We start from the raw sequence: 5,921 nt of genomic DNA, 5'->3' as shown, positions 1-5,921 counted from the left end.
AGGCTCAGAAATTATTTTAAATAATTTTTGCGAAAGAGTAAAAAGTTTCTACCTTTGCAGTCCCAAAACGACGGGGCTTGAAAAAGCGAAAAGGCTGAGAGCGAATCTCAGCGAAATGAAAAAATGAAACATCGAAGATCGCAATGATCTGAAGATATAAACGGAGCCGTGAGGCGAAGGAAAAAGTTCTTTTAGGAAATAGAAAATCATGTAGCGAGCGGGCTTTTAATTCTTACCCAAGATTAGAAGTTTGCTAAAAAATGAAAAGAGGATTAAAGGTTAAGATATTGTATAAAGATACATACAATGATTAATTAAGATTCTATTTTAAAATAGGGTCAGATAATCAAACAAAACATTTTACAATGGAGAGTTTGATCCTGGCTCAGGATGAACGCTAGCGGCAGGCCTAATACATGCAAGTCGGACGGGATTGAGGAGCTTGCTCTTCATGAGAGTGGCGCACGGGTGCGTAACACGTATGTAACCTACCTTGTTCAGGGGGATAGCCTCTCGAAAGAGAGATTAAGACCGCATAACATATAGATGTGGCATCACATTAATATCAAATATTTATAGGAACAAGATGGGCATGCGGAACATTAGCTAGTTGGTGAGGTAACGGCTCACCAAGGCGACGATGTTTAGGGGATCTGAGAGGATGACCCCCCACACTGGTACTGAGACACGGACCAGACTCCTACGGGAGGCAGCAGTAAGGAATATTGGTCAATGGACGGAAGTCTGAACCAGCCATGCCGCGTGCAGGAAGACGGCCCTATGGGTTGTAAACTGCTTTTGCAGGGGAATAAACCTCTTTACGTGTAAAGAGCTGAATGTACTCTGAGAATAAGGATCGGCTAACTCCGTGCCAGCAGCCGCGGTAATACGGAGGATCCGAGCGTTATCCGGATTTATTGGGTTTAAAGGGTGCGTAGGTGGCCTGTTAAGTCAGGGGTGAAAGACGGTAGCTCAACTATCGCAGTGCCCTTGATACTGATGGGCTTGAATGAACTAGAGGTAGGCGGAATGTGACAAGTAGCGGTGAAATGCATAGATATGTCACAGAACACCAATTGCGAAGGCAGCTTACTATGGTTTTATTGACACTGAGGCACGAAAGCGTGGGGATCAAACAGGATTAGATACCCTGGTAGTCCACGCCCTAAACGATGAATACTCGATGTTGGCGATATACGGTCAGCGTCTAAGCGAAAGCGTTAAGTATTCCACCTGGGGAGTACGCCCGCAAGGGTGAAACTCAAAGGAATTGACGGGGGCCCGCACAAGCGGAGGAGCATGTGGTTTAATTCGATGATACGCGAGGAACCTTACCCGGGCTTGAAAGTTAGTGAATAGAGCAGAGACGCTCTAGTCCTTCGGGACACGAAACTAGGTGCTGCATGGCTGTCGTCAGCTCGTGCCGTGAGGTGTTGGGTTAAGTCCCGCAACGAGCGCAACCCCTATGTTTAGTTGCCAGCATGTAATGGTGGGGACTCTAAACAGACTGCCTATGCAAATAGAGAGGAAGGAGGGGACGACGTCAAGTCATCATGGCCCTTACGTCCGGGGCTACACACGTGCTACAATGGATGATACAGAGGGCAGCTACCTGGCAACAGGATGCCAATCTCACAAAGTCATTCACAGTTCGGATTGGGGTCTGCAACTCGACCCCATGAAGTTGGATTCGCTAGTAATCGCAGATCAGCAATGCTGCGGTGAATACGTTCCCGGGCCTTGTACACACCGCCCGTCAAGCCATGGAAGCTGGGGGTGCCTGAAGTCGGTAACCGCAAGGAGCCGCCTAGGGTAAAACCGGTAACTGGGGCTAAGTCGTAACAAGGTAGCCGTACCGGAAGGTGTGGCTGGAATACCTCCTTTCTGGAGCAGTATCTTACCTCCTTTTTACAAGCTAGCAAAACTGCTTGTTACATGATTATTTTCTAAAATAGGTTGACTGGTTGATTAAGTTGATGGAGAGAATGGTTGAAAAACCACTCACTAAATAAACGGCTCACCACTCACTAACCTATTTAAACGTAACCCAAAGATGAAGCCATTAGTTAGGCAATAACATCTGGGAGACAAGATTGTAAGTAATTACGAATTACGATTTACGAATTACGATTATTAGCGGAGACGGAAAAATCGTAAATCAAAGATCTACAATCGTAAATCCCACAGTCCTGTAGCTCAGCTTGGTTAGAGCACTACACTGATAATGTAGGGGTCAGCAGTTCAAATCTGCTCGGGACTACATCGCAGCGCTGCTGCGGGTGAATAGAGAATGGTGAACAGAGAGTAGTTAATAACCACTCACAAGTCACTGCTCACTACTCGACTCATTTTTCGGGGGATTAGCTCAGCTGGCTAGAGCACCTGCCTTGCACGCAGGGGGTCAACGGTTCGAATCCGTTATTCTCCACGCTTAAGCGAAAAGCTAAAAGAAGAAAGCAAAAAGCAGTAATGCTTTAAGCTTTAACTTTCAGCTCTAAGCTTAAAAACGTTCTTTGACATATTGGAAGAAGTAAATTGAAAGAGAAAACAACAGAGTAGAGGACTGTTGGGGCTCCGGAAATGTTAAGCGTAAGACGTCTGACGTAATACGTAAAACGTGGAGGGACACAACAAGAATCAAAATAAAGACATACCATGCGGCGCAAAAGGCGCATGCGTAGAAGAAAGTAAGAAAGGGTACACGGGGGATGCCTTGGCTCTCAGAGGCGATGAAAGACGTGATAAGCTGCGATAAGTTCCGGGGATTTGCAAATAAGATTTGATCCGGAAATTTCTGAATGGGGAAACCTGATTATCTGAAGGATAATCGCATATAGCGCAAACCTGCCGAACTGAAACATCTAAGTAAGCAGAGGAAGAGAAAACAATAGTGATTTCCAGAGTAGTGGCGAGCGAAATGGAAGAAGCCCAAACCGGCTATGTTACGGCATAGCCGGGGTTGTAGGACCACAATATGACTACTAAAATGAACCGGAACGGGGTGGGAAACCCGGCCATAGAGCATGAGAGCTGCGTACGGGTAAGTAATAGTAAGATAGTGGTATCCTGAGTACCGCGAGGTCGGAGACGCCTTGTGGGAATTTGCCGGCACCATCCGGTAAGGCTAAATACTCCTGAGAGACCGATAGTGAACCAGTACCGTGAGGGAAAGGTGAAAAGAACCCCGAACAGGGGAGTGAAATAGAACCTGAAACCGTGTACTTACAAGCGGTCGGAGCGGATTTATCCGTGACGGCGTGCCTTTTGCATAATGAGCCTACGAGTTACTCTTCTCTGGCAAGGTTAAGTGTTTAAGACACGGATCCGAAGCGAAAGCGAGTCTGAATAGGGCGTATAGTCAGAGGAGGTAGACGCGAAACCTTGTGATCTACCCATGGACAGGTTGAAGGTGCCGTAACAGGTACTGGAGGACCGAACCGATAAACGTTGAAAAGTTTCCGGATGATCTGTGGGTAGGGGTGAAAGGCTAATCAAACTGGGAAATAGCTCGTACTCCCCGAAATGTTTTTAGGAACAGCGTCGTGGTGAAGTTATAAAGAGGTAGAGCTACTGATTGGGTGCGGGGGAGTCAAATCCTACCAAATCCAGACAAACTCCGAATGCTTTATAATATACACGGCAGTGAGGCTATGGGTGCTAAGGTCCATGGCCGAGAGGGAAAGAACCCAGACCATCAGCTAAGGTCCCTAAATTACCGCTAAGTTGAACTAACGAGGTCCGATTGCATAGACAGCTAGGATGTTGGCTTGGAAGCAGCCATTCATTTAAAGAGTGCGTAACAGCTCACTAGTCGAGCGATCGGGCATGGATAATAAACGGGCATCAAGTGGTATACCGAAGCTATGGATTTGCAGCAATGCATCTGGTAGGGGAGCATTCTAATTGCCGGTGAAGCAGGAAGGTAACTGACTGTGGAGGTTTTAGAAAAGCAAATGTAGGCATAAGTAACGATAAGGCAGGAGAGAAACCTGCCCACCGAAAGACTAAGGTTTCCTGATCAACGCTAATCGGATCAGGGTTAGTCGGGGCCTAAGGTGAAGCCGAATGGCGTAGCCGATGGACAACTGGTTAATATTCCAGTACTTTTTATAACTGCGATGCGGTGACGGAGTAGTGACACTGACGCGAACTGACGGAATAGTTCGTTAAAGGCTGTAGGTATAGGTTTGGTAGTTAAGTACGCCAGATTTGCTGAAAGCTGATAGTACCTTGAGCCTTCGGGCAATGGGATAGTTCAGGTAATCAGACTTCCAAGAAAACCCGCTAAGCTTCAGGTTATAAAAACCCGTACCGTAAACCGACACAGGTAGTCGAGGAGAGAATCCTAAGGTGCTCGAGTGAATCATGGCTAAGGAACTCGGCAAAATGGCCCTGTAACTTCGGGAGAAGGGGCGCTGGCAGCAATGTCAGCCGCAGTGAAAAGGCCCAGGCGACTGTTTAACAAAAACACATGGCTTTGCAAAATCGAAAGATGAAGTATAAGGCCTGACACCTGCCCGGTGCTGGAAGGTTAAGAGGGGATGTTAGTCGCAAGGCGAAGCATTGAATCGAAGCCCCAGTAAACGGCGGCCGTAACTATAACGGTCCTAAGGTAGCGAAATTCCTTGTCGGGTAAGTTCCGACCTGCACGAATGGTGTAACGATCTGGGCGCTGTCTCAGCCATGAGCTCGGTGAAATTGTGGTATCGGTGAAGACGCCGGTTACCCGCAACGGGACGGAAAGACCCCATGCACCTTCACTACAACTTAACATTGATATCGGATACAGGATGTGTAGGATAGGTGGGAGGCTGTGATCCTGCTTCGCTAGGAGTAGGTTAGCCAACGTTGAAATACCACCCTTTCTGTATTTGGTGTCTAACCCGTCTAAGACGGGGACATTGTTTGGCGGGTAGTTTGACTGGGGTGGTCGCCTCCAAAAAGGTAACGGAGGCTTTCAAAGGTAAGCTCAGTACGCTTGGTAACCGTACGCGGAGTGCAATAGCATAAGCTTGCTTGACAGTGAGACAGACAAGTCGAGCTGGGTCGAAAGACGGATATAGTGATCCGGTGGTTCTGCATGGAAGGGCCATCGCTCAAAGGATAAAAGGTACGCTGGGGATAACAGGCTGATCTCCCCCAAGAGCTCATATCGACGGGGAGGTTTGGCACCTCGATGTCGGCTCGTCACATCCTGGGGCTGGAGAAGGTCCCAAGGGTTGAGCTGTTCGCTCATTAAAGTGGCACGCGAGCTGGGTTCAGAACGTCGCGAGACAGTTCGGTCCCTATCTGTTGTGGGCGTAGGAAGTTTGAGTGGGGCTGACCTTAGTACGAGAGGACCGGGTTGGACAAACCTCTGGTGAATCTGTTATGCCGCCAGGTGTACTGCAGAGTAGCTACGTTTGGAATAGATAAGCGCTGAAAGCATCTAAGTGCGAAACTAGCCACGAGATGAGACTTCCATAGAGGGTCGTAGTAGACTACTACGTTGATAGGTTACAGGTCTAAAGGTGGTGACATCATAGCCGAGTAATACTAATCGCCCGAAGCTTTCTTCGTGATGGATTAAAAGGTTGTACGTAGAACGTTATACGTAATACGTACAACCGACCAAAACATCAGACAGATAAACAAACACACTGTGTTGTTTTCTCAATCTACTTACTTCTTTCAATTATGTTATTGTTGAATGGTTGATTAAGTTGAATAGGTTAAGTAGTTATAACTACTCACCACTCACTAATCACTGCTCACATAAAAATATTCAGGTGCCTATATCGGCGGTGTCCACCTCTTCCCATTCCGAACAGAGAAGTTAAGCCCGCCAGAGCCGATGGTACTGCGGTAAAACGTGGGAGAGTAGGTCGGTGCCAAACTTTATCAAACGCCCGTCTTCATTAGAAGATGGGCGTTTTGCGTTT

2 tRNA genes and 3 rRNA genes are annotated in these 5,921 nt (G+C 47.4%); all 5 read left to right on the top strand.

Annotated features, from left to right (window positions below):
- The first annotated feature begins 362 nt into the window (after positions 1-362).
- The 5 genes from ACFS5N_RS19620 to rrf all read left to right on the top strand — a co-directional run bounded on the left by ACFS5N_RS19620 (position 363) and on the right by rrf (position 5,876).
- A 16S ribosomal RNA gene (locus tag ACFS5N_RS19620) occupies positions 363-1,884 on the top strand.
- Positions 1,885-2,185: 301 nt separating this feature from the next.
- Positions 2,186-2,260, top strand: a tRNA-Ile gene (locus ACFS5N_RS19615).
- 94 nt (positions 2,261-2,354) lie between these two features.
- Positions 2,355-2,428: transfer RNA gene (locus tag ACFS5N_RS19610), tRNA-Ala, on the top strand.
- A gap of 252 nt (positions 2,429-2,680) precedes the next feature.
- Positions 2,681-5,559 (top strand): 23S ribosomal RNA (locus ACFS5N_RS19605).
- Between the two features lie 205 nt (positions 5,560-5,764).
- A 5S ribosomal RNA gene (gene rrf / locus ACFS5N_RS19600) occupies positions 5,765-5,876 on the top strand.
- The 16S, 23S and 5S rRNA genes sit together here with 2 tRNA genes alongside, the layout of an rRNA operon.
- Positions 5,877-5,921 lie beyond the last annotated feature (45 nt).

Origin of the sequence: Mucilaginibacter ximonensis (assembly GCF_042686265.1) — a bacterium.
GTDB lineage: Bacteria > Bacteroidota > Bacteroidia > Sphingobacteriales > Sphingobacteriaceae > Mucilaginibacter > Mucilaginibacter ximonensis.
This window is presented reverse-complemented; position numbering and strand designations above follow the sequence as displayed.